24 protein-coding genes are annotated in these 20,504 nt (G+C 37.2%); 11 read left to right on the top strand and 13 right to left on the bottom strand.

Features of this window, described 5'->3' with window-relative positions; translation table 11 throughout:
• Positions 1-8: 8 nt before the first annotated feature.
• The 7 genes from MMP60_RS11575 to MMP60_RS11545 all read right to left on the bottom strand — a co-directional run bounded on the left by MMP60_RS11575 (position 9) and on the right by MMP60_RS11545 (position 5,357).
• Positions 9-860, bottom strand: a complete 852-nt coding sequence (locus MMP60_RS11575; protein ID WP_241336397.1) for a MoxR family ATPase — start codon at positions 858-860, stop codon at positions 9-11.
• A gap of 41 nt (positions 861-901) precedes the next feature.
• A complete protein-coding gene (locus tag MMP60_RS11570) occupies positions 902-1,288 on the bottom strand; it encodes a hypothetical protein (protein ID WP_018678990.1) in 387 nt (128 codons plus the stop codon).
• Positions 1,281-1,586, bottom strand: a complete 306-nt coding sequence (locus MMP60_RS11565) for a YcgL domain-containing protein (RefSeq protein WP_023274589.1) — start codon at positions 1,584-1,586, stop codon at positions 1,281-1,283. The genes MMP60_RS11570 and MMP60_RS11565 overlap by 8 nt, the downstream gene beginning before the upstream one ends.
• Positions 1,587-1,725: 139 nt before the next feature.
• The gene (locus MMP60_RS11560) at positions 1,726-2,868 is read right to left on the bottom strand and encodes an HRDC domain-containing protein (protein WP_241336395.1); all 1,143 of its coding nucleotides are present in this window, start codon (positions 2,866-2,868) and stop codon (positions 1,726-1,728) included.
• Between the two features lie 278 nt (positions 2,869-3,146).
• Positions 3,147-3,743 (bottom strand): recombination mediator RecR, encoded by a 597-nt coding sequence (gene recR, locus MMP60_RS11555; RefSeq protein WP_241336394.1) that lies wholly within the window; start codon positions 3,741-3,743, stop codon positions 3,147-3,149.
• 84 nt (positions 3,744-3,827) lie between these two features.
• Positions 3,828-4,157 carry a YbaB/EbfC family nucleoid-associated protein gene (locus MMP60_RS11550; RefSeq protein WP_023274592.1) on the bottom strand — a complete coding sequence of 110 codons (330 nt, stop codon included), beginning with the start codon at positions 4,155-4,157 and terminating at the stop codon, positions 3,828-3,830.
• Between the two features lie 12 nt (positions 4,158-4,169).
• Positions 4,170-5,357, bottom strand: coding sequence for an O-succinylhomoserine sulfhydrylase (locus MMP60_RS11545; RefSeq protein ID WP_241336393.1), 1,188 nt, complete (start codon positions 5,355-5,357; stop codon positions 4,170-4,172).
• Positions 5,358-5,491: 134 nt separating this feature from the next.
• Here MMP60_RS11545 and MMP60_RS11540 point away from each other — a divergent pair, with 134 nt between their 5' ends.
• The 5 genes from MMP60_RS11540 (at position 5,492) to MMP60_RS11520 (ending at position 9,723) form a co-directional block, all read left to right on the top strand.
• Positions 5,492-6,583 (top strand): alpha/beta fold hydrolase, encoded by a 1,092-nt coding sequence (locus tag MMP60_RS11540; protein ID WP_241336392.1) that lies wholly within the window; start codon positions 5,492-5,494, stop codon positions 6,581-6,583.
• Positions 6,580-7,452 carry an NAD(P)-dependent oxidoreductase gene (locus tag MMP60_RS11535; protein WP_241336391.1) on the top strand — a complete coding sequence of 291 codons (873 nt, stop codon included), beginning with the start codon at positions 6,580-6,582 and terminating at the stop codon, positions 7,450-7,452. Before MMP60_RS11540 ends, MMP60_RS11535 begins: the two co-directional genes overlap by 4 nt.
• A gap of 158 nt (positions 7,453-7,610) precedes the next feature.
• Positions 7,611-7,880, top strand: coding sequence for a YARHG domain-containing protein (locus MMP60_RS11530; RefSeq protein WP_241336390.1), 270 nt, complete (start codon positions 7,611-7,613; stop codon positions 7,878-7,880).
• 86 nt (positions 7,881-7,966) lie between these two features.
• Complete coding sequence (locus tag MMP60_RS11525) at positions 7,967-8,380, top strand: HIT family protein (RefSeq protein ID WP_241336389.1); 414 nt, start codon at positions 7,967-7,969, stop codon at positions 8,378-8,380.
• Between the two features lie 251 nt (positions 8,381-8,631).
• Entirely contained in the window at positions 8,632-9,723 is a 1,092-nt protein-coding gene (locus MMP60_RS11520) for a porin (RefSeq protein ID WP_241336388.1), read from the top strand.
• Positions 9,724-9,814: 91 nt separating this feature from the next.
• On the opposite strand, the gene MMP60_RS11515 is transcribed toward MMP60_RS11520, so the two are convergent.
• A complete protein-coding gene (locus tag MMP60_RS11515) occupies positions 9,815-10,276 on the bottom strand; it encodes a DUF6231 family protein (RefSeq protein ID WP_241336387.1) in 462 nt (153 codons plus the stop codon).
• A gap of 38 nt (positions 10,277-10,314) precedes the next feature.
• Here MMP60_RS11515 and MMP60_RS11510 point away from each other — a divergent pair, with 38 nt between their 5' ends.
• Positions 10,315-11,184, top strand: coding sequence for a DUF2797 domain-containing protein (locus MMP60_RS11510; RefSeq protein WP_241336386.1), 870 nt, complete (start codon positions 10,315-10,317; stop codon positions 11,182-11,184).
• A 33-nt stretch (positions 11,185-11,217) separates the two neighbouring features.
• Here the strand turns inward: MMP60_RS11510 and lpxB are convergent, their stop codons facing one another.
• Positions 11,218-12,396 carry a lipid-A-disaccharide synthase gene (gene lpxB, locus MMP60_RS11505; RefSeq protein ID WP_241336385.1) on the bottom strand — a complete coding sequence of 393 codons (1,179 nt, stop codon included), beginning with the start codon at positions 12,394-12,396 and terminating at the stop codon, positions 11,218-11,220.
• A gap of 249 nt (positions 12,397-12,645) precedes the next feature.
• Between lpxB and MMP60_RS11500 the strand changes: the two genes are divergently transcribed.
• The 3 genes from MMP60_RS11500 to MMP60_RS11490 are packed head-to-tail and all read left to right on the top strand — an operon-like array spanning position 12,646 to position 14,782.
• Positions 12,646-12,939, top strand: a complete 294-nt coding sequence (locus tag MMP60_RS11500; RefSeq protein ID WP_241336384.1) for a hypothetical protein — start codon at positions 12,646-12,648, stop codon at positions 12,937-12,939.
• A 2-nt stretch (positions 12,940-12,941) separates the two neighbouring features.
• Positions 12,942-14,504, top strand: a complete 1,563-nt coding sequence (locus MMP60_RS11495; protein WP_241336383.1) for a PepSY-associated TM helix domain-containing protein — start codon at positions 12,942-12,944, stop codon at positions 14,502-14,504.
• Complete coding sequence (locus MMP60_RS11490) at positions 14,501-14,782, top strand: DUF1634 domain-containing protein (RefSeq protein ID WP_241336382.1); 282 nt, start codon at positions 14,501-14,503, stop codon at positions 14,780-14,782. Before MMP60_RS11495 ends, MMP60_RS11490 begins: the two co-directional genes overlap by 4 nt.
• Before the next feature lie 65 nt (positions 14,783-14,847).
• On the opposite strand, the gene MMP60_RS11485 is transcribed toward MMP60_RS11490, so the two are convergent.
• The gene (locus MMP60_RS11485) at positions 14,848-15,036 is read right to left on the bottom strand and encodes a hypothetical protein (RefSeq protein ID WP_241336381.1); all 189 of its coding nucleotides are present in this window, start codon (positions 15,034-15,036) and stop codon (positions 14,848-14,850) included.
• Positions 15,037-15,072: 36 nt separating this feature from the next.
• Positions 15,073-15,357, bottom strand: a complete 285-nt coding sequence (locus MMP60_RS11480; RefSeq protein WP_241336380.1) for a hypothetical protein — start codon at positions 15,355-15,357, stop codon at positions 15,073-15,075.
• Between the two features lie 308 nt (positions 15,358-15,665).
• On the opposite strand from MMP60_RS11480, the gene MMP60_RS11475 reads away from it, so the two are divergent.
• Together MMP60_RS11475 and MMP60_RS11470 are read left to right on the top strand one after the other, a co-directional pair.
• The gene (locus tag MMP60_RS11475; RefSeq protein ID WP_241336379.1) at positions 15,666-16,553 is read left to right on the top strand and encodes a sulfite exporter TauE/SafE family protein; all 888 of its coding nucleotides are present in this window, start codon (positions 15,666-15,668) and stop codon (positions 16,551-16,553) included.
• Between the two features lie 117 nt (positions 16,554-16,670).
• Complete coding sequence (locus tag MMP60_RS11470) at positions 16,671-17,762, top strand: 3-deoxy-7-phosphoheptulonate synthase (protein WP_241336378.1); 1,092 nt, start codon at positions 16,671-16,673, stop codon at positions 17,760-17,762.
• Between the two features lie 61 nt (positions 17,763-17,823).
• Here MMP60_RS11470 and MMP60_RS11465 read toward each other — a convergent pair whose 3' ends face one another.
• Together MMP60_RS11465 and MMP60_RS11460 are read right to left on the bottom strand one after the other, a co-directional pair.
• Positions 17,824-18,987 (bottom strand): FAD-binding oxidoreductase, encoded by a 1,164-nt coding sequence (locus tag MMP60_RS11465; RefSeq protein ID WP_241336377.1) that lies wholly within the window; start codon positions 18,985-18,987, stop codon positions 17,824-17,826.
• Positions 18,980-20,500 carry an NAD(P)/FAD-dependent oxidoreductase gene (locus MMP60_RS11460; protein ID WP_241336376.1) on the bottom strand — a complete coding sequence of 507 codons (1,521 nt, stop codon included), beginning with the start codon at positions 20,498-20,500 and terminating at the stop codon, positions 18,980-18,982. Before MMP60_RS11460 ends, MMP60_RS11465 begins: the two co-directional genes overlap by 8 nt.
• Between the last annotated feature and the right edge of the window lie 4 nt (positions 20,501-20,504).

Genomic DNA, 20,504 nt, shown 5'->3' with positions numbered 1-20,504 from the left:
AAACACTCTTAGCGGCGTGACATAAATGCTAAACGTTCAAGCAATTGTACATCTTGTTCATTTTTAATCAGCGCACCATACAGTGGCGGGATTGCTTTTGATTTATCATGATTACGCAATACATCTTCTGGCATATCATCCGCCATGAGCAAGCTTAACCAATCAATTAACTCTGAGGTTGATGGTGGTTTCTTTAAATTGGTGACTTCACGTAATTTAAAGAACACTTGCAATGCTTCACTGACCAAAGTGTTTGAAATATTTGGGAAATGCACTGCGATAATTTCACGCATGGTGGTTTCATCAGGAAATTCAATATAATGGAAGAAGCAACGACGTAAGAATGCATCTGGCAGTTCTTTCTCATTATTTGAGGTAATAATCACAATCGGACGTTGTGTCGCTGTAATTGTTTCACCTGTCTCATAAACATAAAATGACATTTTGTCGAGTTCATGCAATAAGTCATTTGGGAACTCAATATCTGCTTTGTCGATTTCATCAATCAACAATACACAACGTTCTTCACTGGTAAATGCTTCCCACAATTTACCCGGTTTAATATAGTTTTTAATGTCATAGACACGGTCATCACCCAACTGGCTATCACGTAAACGTGAAACAGCATCATATTCATACAACCCTTGCTGTGCTTTGGTTGTTGATTTGATATGCCAAGTAATTAGCTTTAAACCAAGACTCTCTGCAACTTGCTCTGCAAGCAAAGTTTTACCTGTGCCTGGCTCACCTTTCACCAATAATGGTTTTTGTAAGGCACGTGCGGCTTTTACCGCAAGTTTTAAGCTATCAGTTGCAATATATTGATCTGTACCAGTGAAGTGTTGTGTATCAGCAGACATTTGAAAACCTTATTTTTCTATCTTTAACTTTATGTGAATATCTAAACCGAACGTGCAGTTTTATTTGCAGAGTATTTTGACCAACAAAAGCCAACCAATAACCCTGTACCAATGACAAATAGAATCAATGATAAATTTGACCAGATTAAAACATGCTCTTTAGTGATCACACCAAAAAGCAAACCAAAAATTGCAGGTGCTAATGCTGAATTTGGTCCTTCCGAAATTGTTGGTGTTACAAGAATTGCAAAAGCAATAATCCATAGAATCCCGCCGATTGGATTGGGTAAACGTGACATCAAACGATACCAGCACCACAAAGCAATCATTGCACCTGTAACATAAACAATAATCGCAACATTCTCTTCAGGAAATTGTTCCAGTAGCGAAAGAATGTGAGACCAAATTGCAGTTATCGTTTCAAGCACCACGCAACCCCTCTGGCGCTACCGCATTTGGATTGATCAATCCTTCTGGCGGCATTTGAATAAAAAAGCCTTTGGTTTGTAATGAGTCTAAAACATGTAATACATTTGCGCGTGCGAGTTTGCGCTCATTATGCAGCTCTAAATGCATTACAAAAGTTGCTTTGCCAAATGCTTGCAAAACCGTCTCAGGAACAGATTCAAAAGGATTTTCTTGTTCCGTATCAGCAGAATAGTTTGGACGAGCAATATACATATACATTTCGTCTTTTTTGCTTGATCTATAAATATCGCAGTGCATGTTTACTCACAACTCTTATCAATCTTAGAGGCAGCTGTTGGCAGTTCAATTCCAACAGTCCTTAAACAGCATACATGAAAAAAAACATCGGTACATTAACGAATGTTAACGCAATAGTCGTATTTCATGGCTACTCTATTTACTTAACACTCTTCATCTGTGTTGCTAAGTATTCAATGTCTTGTCGCAATAGTGTAACCAGTGGTTTGGTTAAAACATCATACCGCCAACCCAATAAATAACTTGGTAATTCATGCTCATCTAAATGAAAAACCACATATTCATAAATTGCATTCAGCCATTTCTTACGTAGCAATACTTCTTTCGGTATTCCTGTCTCAAATACGACACGGTCAATCAAAGCATCGACCTGAGGTGCGACTTCTTTTGAGTTACTTTTAACAGGTCGAGCCATTCTTAATGGCCACTCATTTTCAGGCGGTAGAAATTTCAACAAGTCCAAGATCATTTTACCATGCTCACGGACAACATTCGGACGAATATCTTTGACCTGCGAGAGCTGAAAATTATTACGTGGATTCTTTTCCACCAAGTCGAGCATAGTTGTGTTTTTAAGAATAAAGCTACGTGGTTGATTCATCGCTTTAGTAATTTGTTCACGCCAAATACAAAGTTGTTGTAATTGCATTAATTCACGACGTGAATGACGATAGTTACCAATATCAGTATAAAGCTCTGCTAATGGAGTCTCTATTGCAATTTCTTTGGTTAGATTCTGGCAATCCTCCAAAACGTATTGATAAAGTCCTTTGCTTTGTAAATCATTTTTCAAGGTCTCCGCAAGTCTTGTTAAGTATAAGACATCATTTGCGGCATAATTGATTTGCTCTTGGCTTAAAGGACGTGCTAACCAGTCAGAACGAGTTTGATCTTTATCTATATCAATATTCAAACAAGTTTTTAATGCATTTTGATAGCTCACCTGAAGACCATGACCTAGAAATGCCATTGCCACTTGTGTATCAAATACATTGTTTAGCGGTTTGTGATCGGCATAATGATAAATCAGATCAATATCTTCACTACAGGCATGAAAGATATTTTGTTGAGCAGCAAATATTTTTTGCCAAAATTGTTCTAGATCCAGTGCTGCCCCATCTAATAGAGCGATTTGACCATTACAATTAATTTGGCAAACCCCAAGTTTGGGATATAACGTATCAACCTTAATAAACTCGGTATCAAGTGCGTAGGTAGAACATTGTTCCATTTGGCTAAGGAGAACAGCAAGGTCTTTTTGCTGTTGAATGAACTGAAACATATTTGCTCAAGTAAAATAATAAAAAACACTAGCAATTCGATTGTAAAACAACAATTTTTTGCCAAAACGAAACTAAATCAGATATAAAAAATAATTTAATCACTATTCCACATGAAAAACATGAAATTACTCCTATTTCATTCATAAAAAACGAAAATCCTTTTCGTTTGCTCATAGTGCCATAAATTAAAACAAATATACCTAAAATAATGTTAGACAAAATATAAAGGTGTGTTATTTGTTTAAATTAATAGCATGAATTTACAATAAATATAAAACTACTTCATTTTCATACGATTGTGTACAGCTTGGCTCAAGGTATGACTATCCACATATTCTAATTCACCGCCTTGCGGTACACCTTGAGCAATCCGAGTCATATGGATCGGCAAATGTTTCGTTGCTTCAACCAAATAATGTGCTGTCGCTTGACCTTCCACAGTGGCATTGGTTGCTAGAATCACTTCTTCAATCTGCCCTTGGCTTAAACGCTGAATCAGATATGGAATCCCGATTTCTTCGGGACCGATACCATCTAGTGGAGACAAATGTCCACCAAGCACATGGTATTTCCCACGAAAACTTCCACTCTGCTCAATCGCCATCACATCGGCAGGAGACTCAACCACACAGAGTAATTGTTCATCTCGCTCTACAGAAGCACAAATATCACAAATGTCATTTTCAGTTAATGAATGACAAATACGACATTCATGGATATGGCTTGATGCTTCATGCAATGCATAAGACAATCCAAATGCACCCTCACGATTTTTCATCAACAAATGTAATGCCATCCGTTGTGCAGATTTTGGACCAACGCTTGGTAAAATACGCAATGCTTGAACTAGTTGTTCAAATCGTTCACTAAACACAAATCAACTCTCATAATCTCCCCTAACCCCGCTTTATTAAAGAGGGGTACTCCTCCCTTTTTTTAAAGGGAGGCTGGGAGGGATTTAAAATAAGCCAGATAAACCAGGTGGTAAGCCCATACCTGAATTCGCGCCTTGAAGTTTTTCTTCTGAAATGATTTCAACTTGACGTGCTGCATCATTCATTGCCGCAGCAATCAAATCTTCAATCATATCTGCTTCATCTTGTAACAAGTCTGGGCTAATTTCGATACGTTTAACGACATTACGGCAAGTCATCGTCACTTTGACCAAACCACCACCCGCTTCAGCATGCACTTCAGTTTTAGCAAGCTCTTCTTTGGCTTTTTTAAGATTTGATTCCATATCTTTTTGCATGCGCTGAGCTTGCTGCATGAGCATATTAATGTTCATAAGTTTCTCTCGTTAAATTAAATCTAAACCGCGTGATAAGTCACGAATAATATCATTAATGTCTTCTAAACCAACAGAGACACGAATTAAGCCTTCTTCAATTCCTGCTGCCTGTTTGGCTTCGGCAGACATTCTACCATGCGAGGTCGTTGCTGGATGTGTAATTGTTGATTTAACATCCCCTAGATTACTGGTAATTGATAAGAAACGCGTGTTATCAATCACTGTCCAAGCACCTTGACGCTCACCGTTCACCACAAATGAGACGACACCACCAAAACCTTTTTGCTGTTTTTTCGCCAACTCATGCCCAGGATGATCTGGTAAACCTGCATAGTAAACTTTCTCAACCTTTTTATGTTGGTGTAACCACTCCGCAAGTATTTGTGCATTTTCACAATGCGCTTTCATACGAATGCTCAGAGTTTCTAAACCTTTCAAGAAAATCCATGCATTAAATGGACTCATTGAATTACCCAAAGTACGAATCACACCATTGATTTCTTCAAGTAAGTCATGCTTTCCGACAACTGCACCACCTAAAGCACGACCTTGACCATCAATATACTTGGTTGCTGAATAAAGCACTAAATCAGCACCGAACTTGATTGGTTGTTGTAATACAGGCGTACAGAAACAGTTATCGACCGCAAATAATGCACCGTGTGCATGGGCAATATCTGCAATCGCCTGCATATCACCCACTTGTGCTAGCGGATTCGATGGTGTTTCAATAAAGAGCAAACGGGTATTCGGACGAATGGCTTGTTTCCAACCCTCAAGGTCGCCTAAATCAACAAAAGTTACATCAACTGCAAACTTCGCAACATACTTTTCAAATAGAGCAATAATTGAACCAAAAACAGCGCGAGAACAAATCACATGATCGCCTGCTTTTAAATATGCCATACAAATAGCATGTACTGCCGCCATTCCAGAACTGGTCGCAACTGCACGTTCTGCACCATCCAAAATAGCCAAACGCTTTTCAAAGGCTTGCACTGTTGGATTGGTATAGCGTGAATAAGTATTCCCTGCGATTTGCCCAGAGAATTTTGCAGCCGCGTCAGCGGCACTTGCACATACAAAAGAAGACGTTAAAAAGATAGGTTCACTATGTTCCCCTTCAAAGGTACGATCATGCCCTGTGCGAATAGCCAGTGTTTCCAGTTGGTATTCTAAATCATCGCTTGGATTCATCGTTTTGTATGCCTTATGATCAGGTATTTAAATGTGCCAACATTTTGAGCGCCTAATGTATTTAAGGTCAAGGCGTAAGATGAAATTATCGCTTAGACTTCGTGCAATCTTGACTCATGATGAGACTTTCAAAGATGAAATCACTTGTAGAACAGCAAAAAATAAATTTTAAACATCTCGCTATGCGTGTATTCGATGCTGACAAACTTGTATTGTCGCAATCAACACCTTATCAAGTGATTGCTGAATTTAAGCAAACTCGTGTTCGTTTTTATGCTTCTGAAAACAAACGTTACAAAGAGCCATTGGTATTTACAGCCCCTCTTGCCATCAACATGGATATTTATGATCTATATCCTTACCGTTCTTTGATTAAACATTTTCAAGAAAGTGGTTTTGATGTTTATCTGATTGATTGGGGTAAACTGACCTACAAAAATTACCAAATTAACTTTTTATCCTTTATTGATAAATTTATTCCACGTTGTATTGAGGCGATTCAACAACACTCCAAATCAGAAAAGATTTCTTTACACGGTTGGAGTATGGCTGGAATTTTTGTAACACTTTATACAGCACGGCATAAACCCAATGCTGTTAAGAATTTAATCGTTCTAGGTAGCCCGATTGATAGTTATGCATCAGGTTATATTGGCAGACTTTATAAAACCTTAGCTTATGTGACCACACGCAATCCAATGATCAAGGACTATATTTATAATCGCTTACCAAAGTTAATGATCCATTCACCAGGTTTCTTAAATTCACTCGGTTTCAAACTGTTAGACCCCAAAGGCTGGATTGATGGCAATATTCAGTTACTCAAAAATCTCGACAACCTCAAACTGGTGCAAGAAGATGCAACACTGAGCCATTTCTTAAACAATATGATTGATTACCCAGGGGGTATTAACCAAGACATGCTGTTTAATGTCTGGATGCAGAATCCATTAAAAAATGGTGCAATCACATTAAAGAATAAAACCATTGAACTGAAAAATATTGACTGTTCATTACTTGTGGGTGCTGGTAAAAGTGATCAACTTGTTACTTCTGAAGCAGCTTTCCCTTTAACGCAGTTGACAAATAGCCAAGATGTCACGTTTACTCTGATACCTGGCGGACACTTAGGTTTAATGTCTAGTCAAAATAGTTCAATTGAGTTCTGGCCAACATTGACAACTTGGTTAACAGAACGCTCAACTCCAATAAAAGGTAAACTATGACTCAATCTGTTGCATTCATCGGTTTAGGTGCTATGGGCTATCGTATGGCAGCGCATTTACCCAAGTATTTCGAGAAAGTTTATGTCTGGAATCGTAGCTTTGGTAAAGCCGAACAACATGCAACAGAATATGGCACTTTGGCGGTTGAACTTGCTGAAGCGGTTCAGGCAGATGTTATCTTTTCGTGTTTACCGACTAGTGATGACGTTGAAACATTAATTGATGGTGTGAGCATTAAATCAGGTGCAATTTGGATTGATTGCACCAGTGGTGTTCCTGAGGCAGCGCGCCGTCTAGCAGAACGATTGAAAACACAAAATATTGATTTTCTCGATGCACCTGTCAGCGGACAAACCATTGGTGCAGAAAATGCAACACTTACGGTTATGGTGGGTGGCGACATTAATGCTTTTGAACGTGCTTATCCTGCGATGGCAGCAGTCGGAAAGCTCATTCAACACGTAGGTGATTCAGGTGCAGGCTTTGCTGTGAAAGCCATCAACAATATGTTGCTTGCTGTCAATTTATGGTCAGTTGCAGAAGGGTTTAGTACACTCAAAGCGCATGGTGTAAACCTAGATGCGGCACTCAATTGTATTAATGCTTCCAGTGGCAAAAGCATGGTCACAGAAACTGTTTTTCCACAACGCGTTCTCAGCCGTGAATTTCCTGTAACTTTTGCATTGCCTTTGCTCGCAAAAGATACAGGGATTGCGTTGAATTTAGTGCATGAGGCAAAACTTCCAGCGCCTATACTTGCCTTAACCCAGAGTTTGATTCAGGCTGCAAGTTTAACTGCCGAAGCGAATAGTGACTTTTCTTCTGCTGTCAAAATGTATGAAGATTGGACAAAAATTATACTAAATTAAAAAGCTCAAGGTGATAAAAATTACACTCCAATAATACAGTTTCATTGAAATTTCATTCATAAACCGTATATTAGTAGTTGAACTTAAGTCAAATCGTGAAAATAGACATATTTTCTTAATTTATTTGAGTTCATGCCTTTTAACTAGAGGAATACCTCATGAATAAGTTTACGGTTGCAGTTTTTGCTGGATTGGTAAGCCTTACAGGTTTTAACCTTCAAGCAGCTACACCAGAACAAGAATGTAAAAAGTTGCAAGATGACTATAATCTCATCTATGCATCTAAAGGATTTTGTTTTAAAGATGCAGATGCCAAGGCTAAATATGGTAATGAAAACTGCCATACAACAAAGCCTAAATTTTCTGACAGAGAGCAACAACGCTTAGATGAAATTAAAGAGCGTCAAAAAGAATTAAATTGCAAATAAAAGCCTTATTTTAAGTCTTAGCAGTTTATTTTCTATTTTTGTCTGAAGAGCAAAACTTCTCATCTTATTATATTAAAGGACTAATCATGGCGTACGATGACCAAAATATTTTTGCAAAAATCTTAAGAGGCGAACTACCTGCAATCAAAATCTATGAAGATGATCAGGTCCTCGCTTTTATGGATATTATGCCTCAAGCAGATGGTCATGCTTTAGTTATTCCTAAAACACCTGCTGTTACTTTGATGGATTTACCTGCTGATGCAGCAGCCTATACGATTCAAATTGTTCAAAAGATAGCTAAAGCAATTGAAACCGCTTTAGATGCTAAAGGGATCGTACTAATGCAACTTTCAGGAGTTGCTGCTGGGCAAACAGTTCCACATGTGCACTTCCATTTGATTCCTAGCTCAGTTCATGAACTTGGTCGTCATGCAGCACAAATGGGTGATCAGGAAAAGATTAAAGCCTTTGCTGAAAAAATTAAAGCAGTGCTGTAAGTAAAAAATTATCTATACGATGGGGCTTTTCGCCCCATTTTTATTTATTAAATATATAAAAATCAATGACAAATATAATTATTACTAAATATGAATCGTCATCAAACTGTCATTTTTCTTTCACTTATCTGTCACAAAGTTTGCAGATACTGCATACAAGTCAGTGAGCTGTGTAACTTTATGTACACAAGCAAGCTTATAACAGTAACTAAGGCATCAGCCATTTACGAAAAGTGTTTGGAGAAATATCAATGAAAAAATTGCTTCTTGCTGCTACTGTAGCAACTTTAGCCATGAATGCAGCGCAAGCAGCACCTACATTGTATGGTAAGCTCAACGTAACTTTAGACAATATTGACAACAACGGTTTTGCTGATGAAAGCGTAACAAAAGTAAATTCAAACGCTTCACGTATTGGCGTGAAAGGTGAAGAAAAATTAACTGACAATTTATCAGCTGTTTATTTAATTGAATGGCAAATCAGTGCTGATGGTGATGGTGATGTATTCAGTAACCGTAACCGTTTTGTAGGAGTTAAATCTGCTGGTGTTGCAACATTAAAAGTAGGTCAATACGATTCTTACTTCAAAAGTGCTGCGGGTAATAACCAAGATATTTTTAACGATCACAATGAACTTGACATGACAGCAGTTTTAGCTGGTGAAGATCGCCTAAAGAATGTTATTGGTTTTGAGACTGATAAAAAATTACTGGGTGGCTTAGGATTCAACATCATGTTCCAACAAGGTGAAGAATCAGAAGCTGCAGACAGCACTGCTAAAGGTAAAGAAGGCAGCCGTGATGGTTTCGGTGACGGTGTTTCAACCTCGCTTACATACGAAAATAAAGACTTCGGTTTAGCTGCTGCAGTCGCTGGAAACTTTGGTGTAGCTTCTAAATACAATGCTTACAGCTTATCTGGTATCTATACTGATGCTGTACGTGTAACAGGTTCATTAGACTTAACTCCAGCTGGTGTTGATGGTTTAGTATTCGGTGCTTTATGGCAAACTGCCCAACCAACTGATGATACAGTTTCTACTAAAAGTGGCACTCCAGCTATAGTAACTTCTTACAAAGGTCTTCAAGAAGATGCTTATGGAGTGACTGCTGTATATGCTATTCCATCAACACCAATTAAGCTGAAAGCTCAATATATTTCTGCAACAACTGAAGTCGATGGTCGTGATGATCGTAAACAAGATCTTTATGGTCTTGGTGCTGACTATCAAATCAATAAACAAGCGAAATTCTTCGGTATTGTTGGTCAGCAAAAACGTGACTGGTTAACTAAAGATGATAAGAAAACCAATATTGGTTTAGGTATGGAATATAGCTTCTAATTTGAAGTAAATTATAAGACCAATAATAAAAGGGCAAATTGCCCTTTTATTTTTTTCTAAACTTTTCTAAAAAATAAAAATGATTTCAGCGTTACCAACGGAACTTATTCCAATTTTCAGGGTTTGCCCAAAATTTGGAATTAAACCAATCAGGTACATGCTTATAGGTCAAAATATTAAATTGCCACAAAGCAAAATCGCTATCATGCGTTGTTTTATCAATGAGTTGGGTAAAACCAAGTGAACGCAATAATTTTTCATCCCCTAATTTGCTAACAACAACAATCCGTTTTGCCATTAAATCTCGTAGTTTCACCAATAACTGCACTTTTTGGGTTTCACTCATATTTTGCATTTCATCTGTATCAAATAACACAAAACCGAGATCATAACGTTGTGTAAATGGCAGATTTAAAAAGTCAGTTACGTTAAAATAGTGCCATTGAATTGAAGCATTTTGGTCAATCTGCTGACCGATACAAAGTGCAGTATGAATAGGCTGTTCTTGGGATAAATCGTCTAGCATAGAAGTGATGACATTTTGTTCAGCCATAACTGCAACCCTTGATTGAAAAAGATGAGAGTTTATTGATGGAACTACAAGGCATTTGTCATAAAATGCATGCAGCGCTCAAAACGCATAGTGTAACTGATCAACCAAGCAGCAAGGCAAATGTTGAATATAAATTTATATTAGATCGTTCAGAAACTGATCTACCGTTTATATTAGGTCAGGAATTAGAGATTGAATGGACGGGCAATGTTTTTTGTACCTCTTGTGGTGCTAAAACACCAAAGTCATATTCGCAAGGGCATTGTTTTAAATGTTTTAAAACAAAAGCGGAATGTGATTTATGTATTATGAAGCCTGAGACCTGCCATTATCACCTCGGAACTTGTCGTGAAGATGAATTTGCACATAAGGTTTGTTTTCAACCACATATTGTGTATTTAGCCAATTCCAGTGCTTTAAAAATTGGAATTACCCGCATCGTCAATATGCCGACACGTTGGCTTGATCAAGGTGCTACACAAGCTCTACCTATTTTGAAAGTGGGTTCACGTCGTTTATCTGGTCATTTGGAAACTCTAATCGGTACTCAAATTGCTGACAAGACGGATTGGCGCAAACTGCTCAAAGGCGAAGCTGAACCCTTAAATCTGATTGAACAACGAGATCAAATTCTTGAAGAGTTCGCACCTAAGATTCAAACTATTCGAGATGAGTTCAGCCAAAATCTTGAATTTAATGAAGAGTTGGAATTCTTAGAAGATGAGTTACCCAAAGAGTTTATTTATCCTGTTGAGCAATATCCTGAAAAGATTAAATCCTTAAACTTGGATAAAACACCAAAAATTAGGGGTGTGTTACATGGTATTAAAGGACAATATCTGTTACTCGATATTGGTGTAATCAATATTCGTAAGTATACAGGTTACGAACTGATTCTAAGAACCTAATAAAAAGGTGGCATTTTAAGCCACCTTTTCTATTTAATTTGCTTTTAAGCAATTTAAAATTGCAGTTACAGGATCTTCAGTTTCGCCTGAAATTAAGCGTTTATGCATACTTAAATGTTGCATCATTTGAATATGCGCTGTCTCATTGTCCATTAACATCTCTATTTCAATCGCAAGATTTTCAGGTGTCGCATCTGCTTGAATGAGTTCTTGGATAACTTTTTTACCTGCAATAATATTCGGTAAAGAATAATAAGGGATTTTCGCAAGTAATTTGACGATCATATAGGTTAACCAATGCAACTTATAAAACGTCACCATTGGACGATGTAATAACATTGCTTCAAGCGTCGCCGTTCCGGATGCGAGTGCAACAATATCACTTGCATTCATCACCATACGACCAATTTTAGATTCTGCATCGGTATTTTCTAGAATATAAATCTTTGATTTCAGCGTTACATCTAAATTTTGAATCCCATGCTCAATTTGTTGTTTGCGAGCATCATTAATTGCAGGAATGAGAAACTCAAGCTCAGGGTATTTTTTATGTAATATCTCCGCAGCACCAGTTAATAAAGGCAACAAACGATCAATTTCACCTTTACGACTACCAGGCAATAAAGCAACATGTAATTCATGTGCTGACAAGCCCAATTGATGTTTTGCTTCTACAATTGGGTTTTTTAATGGTAATTGTTTTGCGAGTGGATGACCAACAAAAGCTGCTGGTACCTGATAATTTTCATAAAAGGTTTTTTCAAATGGAAATAAGCACAGTACGAGATCAATACTACGTTTAATCCCATGAACCCGCCCTTGTCGCCATGCCCAGACCGATGGGCTGACATATTGAACAGTCTTAATCGGTAAGGTTTTTTCTTTGATGGTTTTAGATAAACGTAAGTTAAAATCTGGTGCATCAATCCCAACAAAAATGTCAACTGGATGCTCAGTCCAACGTTCGATTAAACCATCACGAACAGCAAATAGTTTTTTTAAGTCTTTTAAAACTTCGACAATTCCCATAACTGATAAGATTTCCATTGGATAATAGCTATGGAAACCTTCCGCAATCATTTGCGGTCCACCAATTCCTTCAAATTCAGCATCAATTCCTTGTTCACGAAAACTACGCATGAGTTTGACGCCTAGAGTGTCTCCAGAAACCTCTCCCACAACGATACCAATTTTTAGTTTTTGCTTTAACAAGACCAATGCCCCACTGAAATTTAAAAAAACACTAACGGAATGATTTTACATCGAATCAAATGTAACTATACAATTTGTTCACGATCAATGAAGATCATTTTTAATCTGATATAACATTATTTTTTAAAAATACTATCTAGATTTACGATAAATGAACAATTGCTTGATCTTTATAAAGTCATTAACATTAACAAGAATCATTTCCATATGTAATTAATTCTCTATTTTCTGCATTTTATACGATTGTTTATGACCAAATCTACATTATCAACAACTGTCTATCTATTGAGTGTTTTCTATCGTTTTACTTTGACTTTCGTCATTGGTTACATCTGTATGATGTATTTGAGTTTAAGCCTCACTTCTCTCTTTATACATATTCTCAATAAAGCAGAAGCCATTTATCTTGCAGCTTTTATCTCAATTCTGTTTTATTTATTGTTTATTATCATCAGTTTTTGTTCACACTCCTTGCTAAAACTCACTGGAGTAAGCCTGATTTTGGCAGGTGCATTGTTTGGCTTATCTCTGGGTTTAAATTAAAAATGCAAAATAAAGGCGTTCGCCAATCAATGGCATGGTTACATGCTTGGACAGGTTTAGTTTTTGGATGGCTTTTATTTGCTATTTTCTTGATGGGGACAAGTTCATATTATCGTCATCAAATTAATTTGTGGATGCAGCCTCAACTCTCACAATATCAAATCAACCAAGCTACTGCGATTCAGACAGCATCTCAATATTTAGAAAGAAATGCAGCCGATGCTAAATCATGGTATCTCAAGATCGCGAACCATGAAGAGCCCGTAAATAAAATTTACTGGGAAAAAGCCACTGGAGGCTATGAATGCCGTAATTTAGACGCTAATACGGGGCAAGAATTGAAACTCTCTGCGACCCAAGGTGGAGACTTTTTTTATAATTTTCATTTTCAACTATATGGCTTGCCTATTCTGATCGGTCGACTGATGATTTGTATTGCAGCCTTTATTATGTTGATTGCATTGGTTTCAGGCATTATTACGCACAAAAAAATCTTTACAGACTTCTTTACACTTAGAACCTTTAAATCACAGCGTTCTTGGCTAGATTTTCATAATGTATCTTCAGTCCTTGCACTTCCCTTTTTCTTGACGATTACCTTTACAGGATTAGCGATTTTCTTTTACCTCTATTTGCCATGGGGAATGAAAAAATTATATCCAGATCATCCATTTCAATATTTCACTGAAATTAGAAGTATCAATCAGAACTCTGAGCATTTAGCAGCACCCATTAAAACCGAAATGCGATCTATCAATACATTATTAGAAACAGTAAAACAGCAATGGGGAGATCAGGCTTTAGCTTCTATCGAGGTTAAAAATCCAAATACGGATCATGCGACTATCACATTTAAGCAATTAGAAGATCGCTCTATCACACTGAATCAAGCACAAATCACCTTTGATGCGCATGGGAAAGTCCTTGCAAATACCAGAAATGAAAGCGCCGTTGCAACACTCAATGCTGGTGTATATGGTTTACATATGGCAACTTTTGCACAACCTGTATTACGGTTCGCTTTCTTTTGCTCTGGTATATTAGGCTGTTTAATGATTGCTTCGGGGCTATTGTTATGGAGTTTAAAACGCCAGATTCAAAATAAATCTCAACAATTTCATTTTGGCTATTACTTGGTTGATCGTTTAAATATTGCTGCATTTATTGGTTTACCAATCGCAATGCTTAGCTATTTATTTGCCAATCGGTTTGTACATATCACTGAAACCACTCCCAATTATGAAATCTATACCTTCTTCAGCGCTTGGGGGCTTAGTCTGCTTCTTGCTTTTTTCACCAAGAAACAATATTTATGGAAATCACAAGTTTTTATCTTTGGACTGATTGCCCTTGCTTTACCTGCATATGATTTCGTGTATTTAATCAATCATCGACTGATTTCAGATTTATCAAGTTATTGGTTATTTTTACGCATTGATTTATTTCTGTTTGTTTGTGCCTTATTTGCTGTATTTATTTTTAGAAATATTCAACCTATTCAAGAAAAATCTGCACAAAAGATCAAAACAAAATTAGCCAATGCCAATAATGAGGTAAAAGCATGATTTTCTTCAGCCTTTTATTAACGTTCATCGGTATGTTTTTACTGTACCGATCTAGTGCTAAACAAATTACCAAGGTAAAAGCCACTCAACAACAATTCTTAAAGCGTTTTAAAACCCAAATCAGTATTTCTGCATTTGTCTGTTTTCTAGTTGCAGTAAGCCTACTTTGTCTAAAGTATGGAAACTCCGTTGGATTTATCAGTTGGTGGATATTTGCAACACCTGTGACCTTTATGCTGGTTTTATTGGTCAATGAACTAAAATCAAATAAAAAATAAACCTTCATATGGATAAAAGCATGCACTACATCAGTAGTGCATGCTTAAACTTAGGGTTCTAAAAATCAATGCCCATGATGGCTATGGTCTTCTTCTGAAGCCTTTTTATCTTTGTCATCACAACATTTCATTTTTTCACAACATGCTTTGTGATCTTTTGCCTCTTTATCTTTACAGCAATCATCTGCGGCAAAAGCAGGTACAGTCGTAGCCAATAAAAGTGTTGAAAGTAGTAAATTTTTGAAATTAAACATCATCATGTCCTTTAAATTGAAATAAAAATTTTGAATTTATGAAAATGAGACATGATTTGGAGGGCGATAAGGTAGATGATAAACGCCTATCGTGAGTTGATTATTATAATTTGGATGCGATTTATCTATTGCTTGAAAATACTCTTTATTCGATTCACTATTTATTTCAAACAAGACTGCTAGACAGCATGAATTTTTGTGACAGTTTGATTGATCAAATTTCCCATGTAAAACAGTATCATGCTTTGTCATTTCACAATGCTGCATCACATTTTTTTCAGGGAAATGTTGTAATACATCTTGATCCGTTGTTTTAGCCATTGAAAATGTCATTGCGTAGCTATTTGTTATAAAACAAGTCGCTATAAGCAATAGAACAATTATTCGAATGGATTTAGGCATATTTTAACAGTCTACAATACAATCCTTGCATTGATATAAAACATAAATCAAAAGCCTTACTCAAAGCAACTTAATTTAAGTAAATACAGAAAGAAAAATGACTCTTTTTTGGCTTAAATCAGTATGCTTTAGCTTTTTTTTGCATAAGTAAATCATTATTCATCACAACGGTTTATCTAAAAAAAGCATAAGATATGCACGTTTTAGCATAATTAGGCATATTGTCGATGTTCGGTCCGATGGAATTTATTTTAGCTGGGGTTTTGGTTGGCTTCTGTGTAGGTATTACAGGTGTTGGCGGTGGTTCACTCATGACCCCTATTTTGATTAGTTTATTCAAAATTGAGCCTCATATTGCCATTGGTACAGACCTATTATATGCCTCTATTTCTAAATTTTGTGGTTCTGTTGTACATGCAAAAAAACTGAATATTGTATGGCCAATTGTTCTTTGGCTTGCTTTAGGAAGTATTCCTGCATCTTTTACCACGTCTTGGATACTCGAACATTATCTAAGTCAATCAACACACTATAAAGCTGTACTAACCATGGTGTTGGGCTTTATGTTGACATTGACTGGTATCTCAATCGTATTTCGCAGTCAAATTGAAAAGTTCTTTGATCGTTTTCGTAATCGTGAACAAGCGAATATGGAAAGCGAACAACATGCACTTCAACATAAACGCTTATATATCGTCATCATGGGTATCGTTTTGGGGGTTTTAGTCACTCTATCCTCTGTCGGCGCTGGTGCATTCGGTATTATGGCACTCGTGATTATGTTTCCAAATTTACCGATGATTCGTATCATTGGTTCAGATGTGGTGCATGCTGTATTATTAACCGCAGTCGCTGGTTTAAGCCACATGTCTGCTGGGAATGTCGACTTCAGCTTATTGATGTGGTTACTTGTGGGTTCGATTCCTGCAATTATTGTTGGAACTTTAATTAGCTCACATATGCCAGAACGATTAATTCGCCGAATTCTAGGTATTACATTATTTGCACTTGGCATTAACTTTATGGTGAACCCAATAAAAGCAAAACCGAAACCAGTTGAAACGCATAAAGTTGCTGTCGTTCAACAAGTAAACCATTCATCAACGATGGTTTAATTCTAAAAAAGCCGATTGTTTTTGCGCAATTTTGCGAATCGATAGTTAATCAATCGGCTTTTCATGCTATATTCGTAGACAAAATAACCTCTTCTTTCGATTGAATTTGTGACAGCAATGAATACTCTACAGTCAAATCCAGTTTCTCAGCCAGATATCGATGACGTTAATATTAAAAGCATTCAAACTCTAATTACCCCTGCGGAACTGAAAGCTGATTTACCTTTATCTGAGACTGCATCTCAAACTGTGTTACAAGGACGTGCAACTGTACGTAATATTTTAGACGGCAATGACAAACGCTTGTTTGTGGTGATTGGGCCTTGTTCAATCCATGATGTTAAAGCTGCAAATGAATATGCCGATCGCTTAAAAGAATTAAGTGAAAAAGTGAAAGATACTTTGTACCTTGTGATGCGTGTTTATTTTGAAAAACCACGTACGACCGTAGGTTGGAAAGGTTTAATCAACGATCCAGACATGAATGATTCTTTCAATATTGAGAAAGGTCTACATATTGGTCGCGGACTTTTACTTGAATTAAATGAAAAAGGTTTGCCTTGTGCAACCGAAGCACTTGATCCAAATTCTCCACAATATTATCAAGACTTAATTTCTTGGTCTGCGATTGGTGCACGTACCACAGAAAGCCAAACACACCGTGAAATGTCTTCGGGCTTATCATCACCTGTCGGTTTCAAAAATGGTACTGATGGTGGTTTAACAGTTGCAACCAACGCAATGCAATCAGTTAAACATGGTCATAGCTTCCTTGGCTTAAATGAAAATGGTCAGGTTGCAATTATTAATACCAATGGTAATCCGTATGCACACGTTGTTTTACGTGGTGGTAATGGCAAACCAAACTATGACGCTTCATCAGTTGCTGATGCAGAGGCTGCTTTAGCTAAAGCAAAAGTAAGTAACAAAATCATGATTGATACCAGTCATGCGAACTCAAACAAAGACCCATACTTACAACCATTGGTTCTCAAAAACATCACAGAACAAATTCTTGATGGTAATAAATCTATCGTAGGTATCATGGTTGAGAGTCATCTCAAAGGCGGTCGTCAGGATATTCCTGAAAACCTATGTGATTTGGTATACGGTCAATCTGTGACTGACGGTTGTATCGATTGGGATACAACAGAAAGAGCATTATTAGAAATGCATGAAGCATTAAAAGATGTTTTGCCAAATCGTTAATCTTTAAATAGATGTAAAACAGGCTCTTATGAGCCTGTTTTTAATTTTAGTGTCTAAAATATTAAATCTGTACTTCTATATCTGTAACTGGGAAAGCCACACAACTATAAATCCAACCAAATTGTTGTTCTGATTTACGCAGATGAGCCTCTTGTGGGTTAAATACCTTACCTGACAATAATTTGACTCGACACAAACTACATTCTCCAGAACGACATGCATTTTCAACAAAAAAACCGTTTCGCTCCAAACTATTCAATAATGGTTCGCCTACTCTAGATTGATAGTGCCCTTTACCTTTGACGGTAATCGTCACAATCTGATCTAAGGAAGTGCTTTGTGGCCAACCTAATTGAGTTTCTGGATGTTTGGGTGCACCATTCGCTTCAATTCGAATTCGACGTTTAGGAATACCGATTTCTGTTAACAGCTTTAGGCAGTTTTCATTAAATGGCGTTGGCCCACAAATATAAAACATTTGTTGTCGACTTTCCCCAAGTAGACTTTGCAACCGCTCTAGGCTTAAACGTCCCCTTGTTCCCTGATAAAGATCACTTGGGCGAGTAACAAACTCCGTAAGTTTGAAATTCGGAAATTCCTTTGTGAGTTGACGTAACTCATTGGCATAAATCACATCATCTTCAAAGCTATTGACATAGATCAAGTGGAAATCATACGTTAAATTTTTGGTCAATATATCGCGTAGCATACTTCTAGCAGGCACACTACCTGAACCACCCGCAAGGAAAACCAATTCATGCCCATGAAAAAGTGGATTATGATAAAAATTACCCATTGGGCCACTGCTTTCAATGATTTGACCTACTTGTAGTTGATCAACGAGATAATGTGAAACAAATCCTCCATCTGCTTTCTTCACTGTAATATCGTAAAAATCTAACTCTAAGGGCATGGATGCAATTGCATAAGGTCGGGCTGTATTTACACCATCAATGTTCACAAATAGATTGATATATTGACCTGCTTGAAAGGCAGGTAATTGTTTGGTTGAAGTTGCAACGAAACGAATGGTTTTGGTCGTTGCTGTTTCAGTCAAGATATCTTTTACCTGAAGCTGAAGTCGTTTCGGGTGTAGTTGATCAATCAGAGTTTTTACTTGCCCATGACGCTCTGAAAAATCAGTTCCTGTTTGCTCTAATTGTTGTTTAAATGCTAGGGTTTCATGGAAGCCAGAAACTGCATTAAATACATTGATCTCAGACATGTTCTAACTCCTGTTTTTGTAATGTTTTAACGACAGCTCTTGCTGTGGATACGCCTGCGGTATAAGTCGGTTGAAATCCGCCCATTGATGTCCATGAACCTGCAAAATAAAGCCCCTCAACCATATTTAAACGATCACGAATCAAGGCTGAGTCGGTCGAATTTTGATTAAAACCATAAATCGCACCGCCTGGACTATTTAAATAACGCATCATGGTTAGTGGTGTTGCAACTTCTAACTCTTCGATGTGGGTACGAATTTCTGGGCAAACTGTTGATTCAATCAAGTCAATCAATTGATCTGCAAATTCATATTTCACTTTGGCATATTGTTCTGGTGCGACATTATTCCAAACATCTGCATATTGTAGGCAGACTAAAACTACCTGACTTTTGCCTGTAGGTGCAGCATCCGCATCATCCACGTTGTAACAGGTCAACATGCCACTAATTGGGCTATGAAAAGTTTCCATCACATCGTAAACTTTTTCCCAATCTGTGGTTCTGGAAATAAACATCGAAGGTACGTGAATACCTAATTGCTCAGGTGTACGGTCTAACCCTAAATAAATCACAAATGCTGAAGTGCCCATGCGTCTTGATTTGAAGTCTAGTTTGATTTTTTCTGGCGCTTCAATATCTAATAGTTCATTGAAGGTTAAAATTGGGCTAGCATTAGAAATCACTGCGTGACATGAGTGAATACTTCCATCTTCCAAACGGACAGCAGAAACTTTCCCATCCTGAGTCAAAATTTTCTCTACGCCACAGTTAAATCGGGCTTCACCTCCTGCTTCCAAGAAAGATTCTAGTAAAGCATTGGACATAGCCTGTGATCCACCTTTGATATGCCACGGCTTAAAAACAGCATAGGCATATAACATGACAGCTAAATCGCTAAATAACATACGGTTTGGTGCTGCACCTGTGTAATACCAATACGCAATCACCACAGAAATTAATTTCTGATCTTGAAAAATTTCATTCACAACATCGGATAGTGTTCTAAAACCATATTTCATAAAATATGGACAATGTGCCTCTAAGAATGCTTGATCTTGTAACCTTTGCGCATGTGGAACTGTTTTAAAACTCTCCATCGTTAAATGTTCACAAATCTGCATAAAGTGGTCGATATTGCTTATTTCTTGCGGAAATTGTTCATGTAATACCTTACGAATACCTGACCAGCTTGCAGGTAAAGTAATATCTAGCTCATTTGGAATTACTAAACGGTAAAGCTCTTTTTCTTGTACAAATTGAACTTTATCCATCACACCCAATTCATTGAAAATCTGGCGCATAATAAAAGGTTTATCTTCGGTACCAAGACCGCTTAATTGATGCAATGCAACTTCAAACTCAAAATCACCACGTACAAATGAAGTTGCACATCCTCCTGGAATATTATGTTTTTCTACCAACAACGTTTTCTTGCCCATTCGCTGAGCAGTCACAGCCGCCGTTAAACCCGCATTGCCTGAACCGATTACCACCACATCATAATTTGACATGCTT

Origin of the sequence: Acinetobacter sp. ANC 4805 (genome assembly GCF_022549495.1) — a bacterium.
Classification (GTDB): domain Bacteria; phylum Pseudomonadota; class Gammaproteobacteria; order Pseudomonadales; family Moraxellaceae; genus Acinetobacter.
Note: the sequence above shows the minus strand (reverse complement) of the source record. Positions and strands in the feature narration are given on the sequence as shown.

Bases quoted from the DNA above. Each gene is read 5' to 3' on its own strand.
- MMP60_RS11480 (WP_241336380.1), bottom strand. From the start codon at position 15,357: ATGGCTAAAACAACGGATCAAGATGTATTACAACATTTCCCTGAAAAA.
- MMP60_RS11530 (WP_241336390.1), top strand. From the start codon at position 7,611: ATGAATAAGTTTACGGTTGCAGTTTTTGCTGGATTGGTAAGCCTTACA.
- MMP60_RS11545 (WP_241336393.1), bottom strand. From the start codon at position 5,357: ATGAATCCAAGCGATGATTTAGAATACCAACTGGAAACACTGGCTATT.
- MMP60_RS11475 (WP_241336379.1), top strand. From the start codon at position 15,666: ATGTTCGGTCCGATGGAATTTATTTTAGCTGGGGTTTTGGTTGGCTTC.
- MMP60_RS11495 (WP_241336383.1), top strand. From the start codon at position 12,942: ATGCAAAATAAAGGCGTTCGCCAATCAATGGCATGGTTACATGCTTGG.
- MMP60_RS11470 (WP_241336378.1), top strand. From the start codon at position 16,671: ATGAATACTCTACAGTCAAATCCAGTTTCTCAGCCAGATATCGATGAC.
- MMP60_RS11515 (WP_241336387.1), bottom strand. From the start codon at position 10,276: ATGGCTGAACAAAATGTCATCACTTCTATGCTAGACGATTTATCCCAA.
- MMP60_RS11565 (WP_023274589.1), bottom strand. From the start codon at position 1,586: ATGCACTGCGATATTTATAGATCAAGCAAAAAAGACGAAATGTATATG.
- MMP60_RS11560 (WP_241336395.1), bottom strand. From the start codon at position 2,868: ATGTTTCAGTTCATTCAACAGCAAAAAGACCTTGCTGTTCTCCTTAGC.
- MMP60_RS11500 (WP_241336384.1), top strand. From the start codon at position 12,646: ATGACCAAATCTACATTATCAACAACTGTCTATCTATTGAGTGTTTTC.
- MMP60_RS11520 (WP_241336388.1), top strand. From the start codon at position 8,632: ATGAAAAAATTGCTTCTTGCTGCTACTGTAGCAACTTTAGCCATGAAT.
- MMP60_RS11550 (WP_023274592.1), bottom strand. From the start codon at position 4,157: ATGAACATTAATATGCTCATGCAGCAAGCTCAGCGCATGCAAAAAGAT.
- MMP60_RS11485 (WP_241336381.1), bottom strand. From the start codon at position 15,036: ATGTTTAATTTCAAAAATTTACTACTTTCAACACTTTTATTGGCTACG.
- MMP60_RS11510 (WP_241336386.1), top strand. From the start codon at position 10,315: ATGGAACTACAAGGCATTTGTCATAAAATGCATGCAGCGCTCAAAACG.
- MMP60_RS11540 (WP_241336392.1), top strand. From the start codon at position 5,492: ATGAAATCACTTGTAGAACAGCAAAAAATAAATTTTAAACATCTCGCT.
- MMP60_RS11460 (WP_241336376.1), bottom strand. From the start codon at position 20,500: ATGTCAAATTATGATGTGGTGGTAATCGGTTCAGGCAATGCGGGTTTA.
- MMP60_RS11525 (WP_241336389.1), top strand. From the start codon at position 7,967: ATGGCGTACGATGACCAAAATATTTTTGCAAAAATCTTAAGAGGCGAA.
- MMP60_RS11535 (WP_241336391.1), top strand. From the start codon at position 6,580: ATGACTCAATCTGTTGCATTCATCGGTTTAGGTGCTATGGGCTATCGT.
- MMP60_RS11465 (WP_241336377.1), bottom strand. From the start codon at position 18,987: ATGTCTGAGATCAATGTATTTAATGCAGTTTCTGGCTTCCATGAAACC.
- MMP60_RS11575 (WP_241336397.1), bottom strand. From the start codon at position 860: ATGTCTGCTGATACACAACACTTCACTGGTACAGATCAATATATTGCA.
- MMP60_RS11490 (WP_241336382.1), top strand. From the start codon at position 14,501: ATGATTTTCTTCAGCCTTTTATTAACGTTCATCGGTATGTTTTTACTG.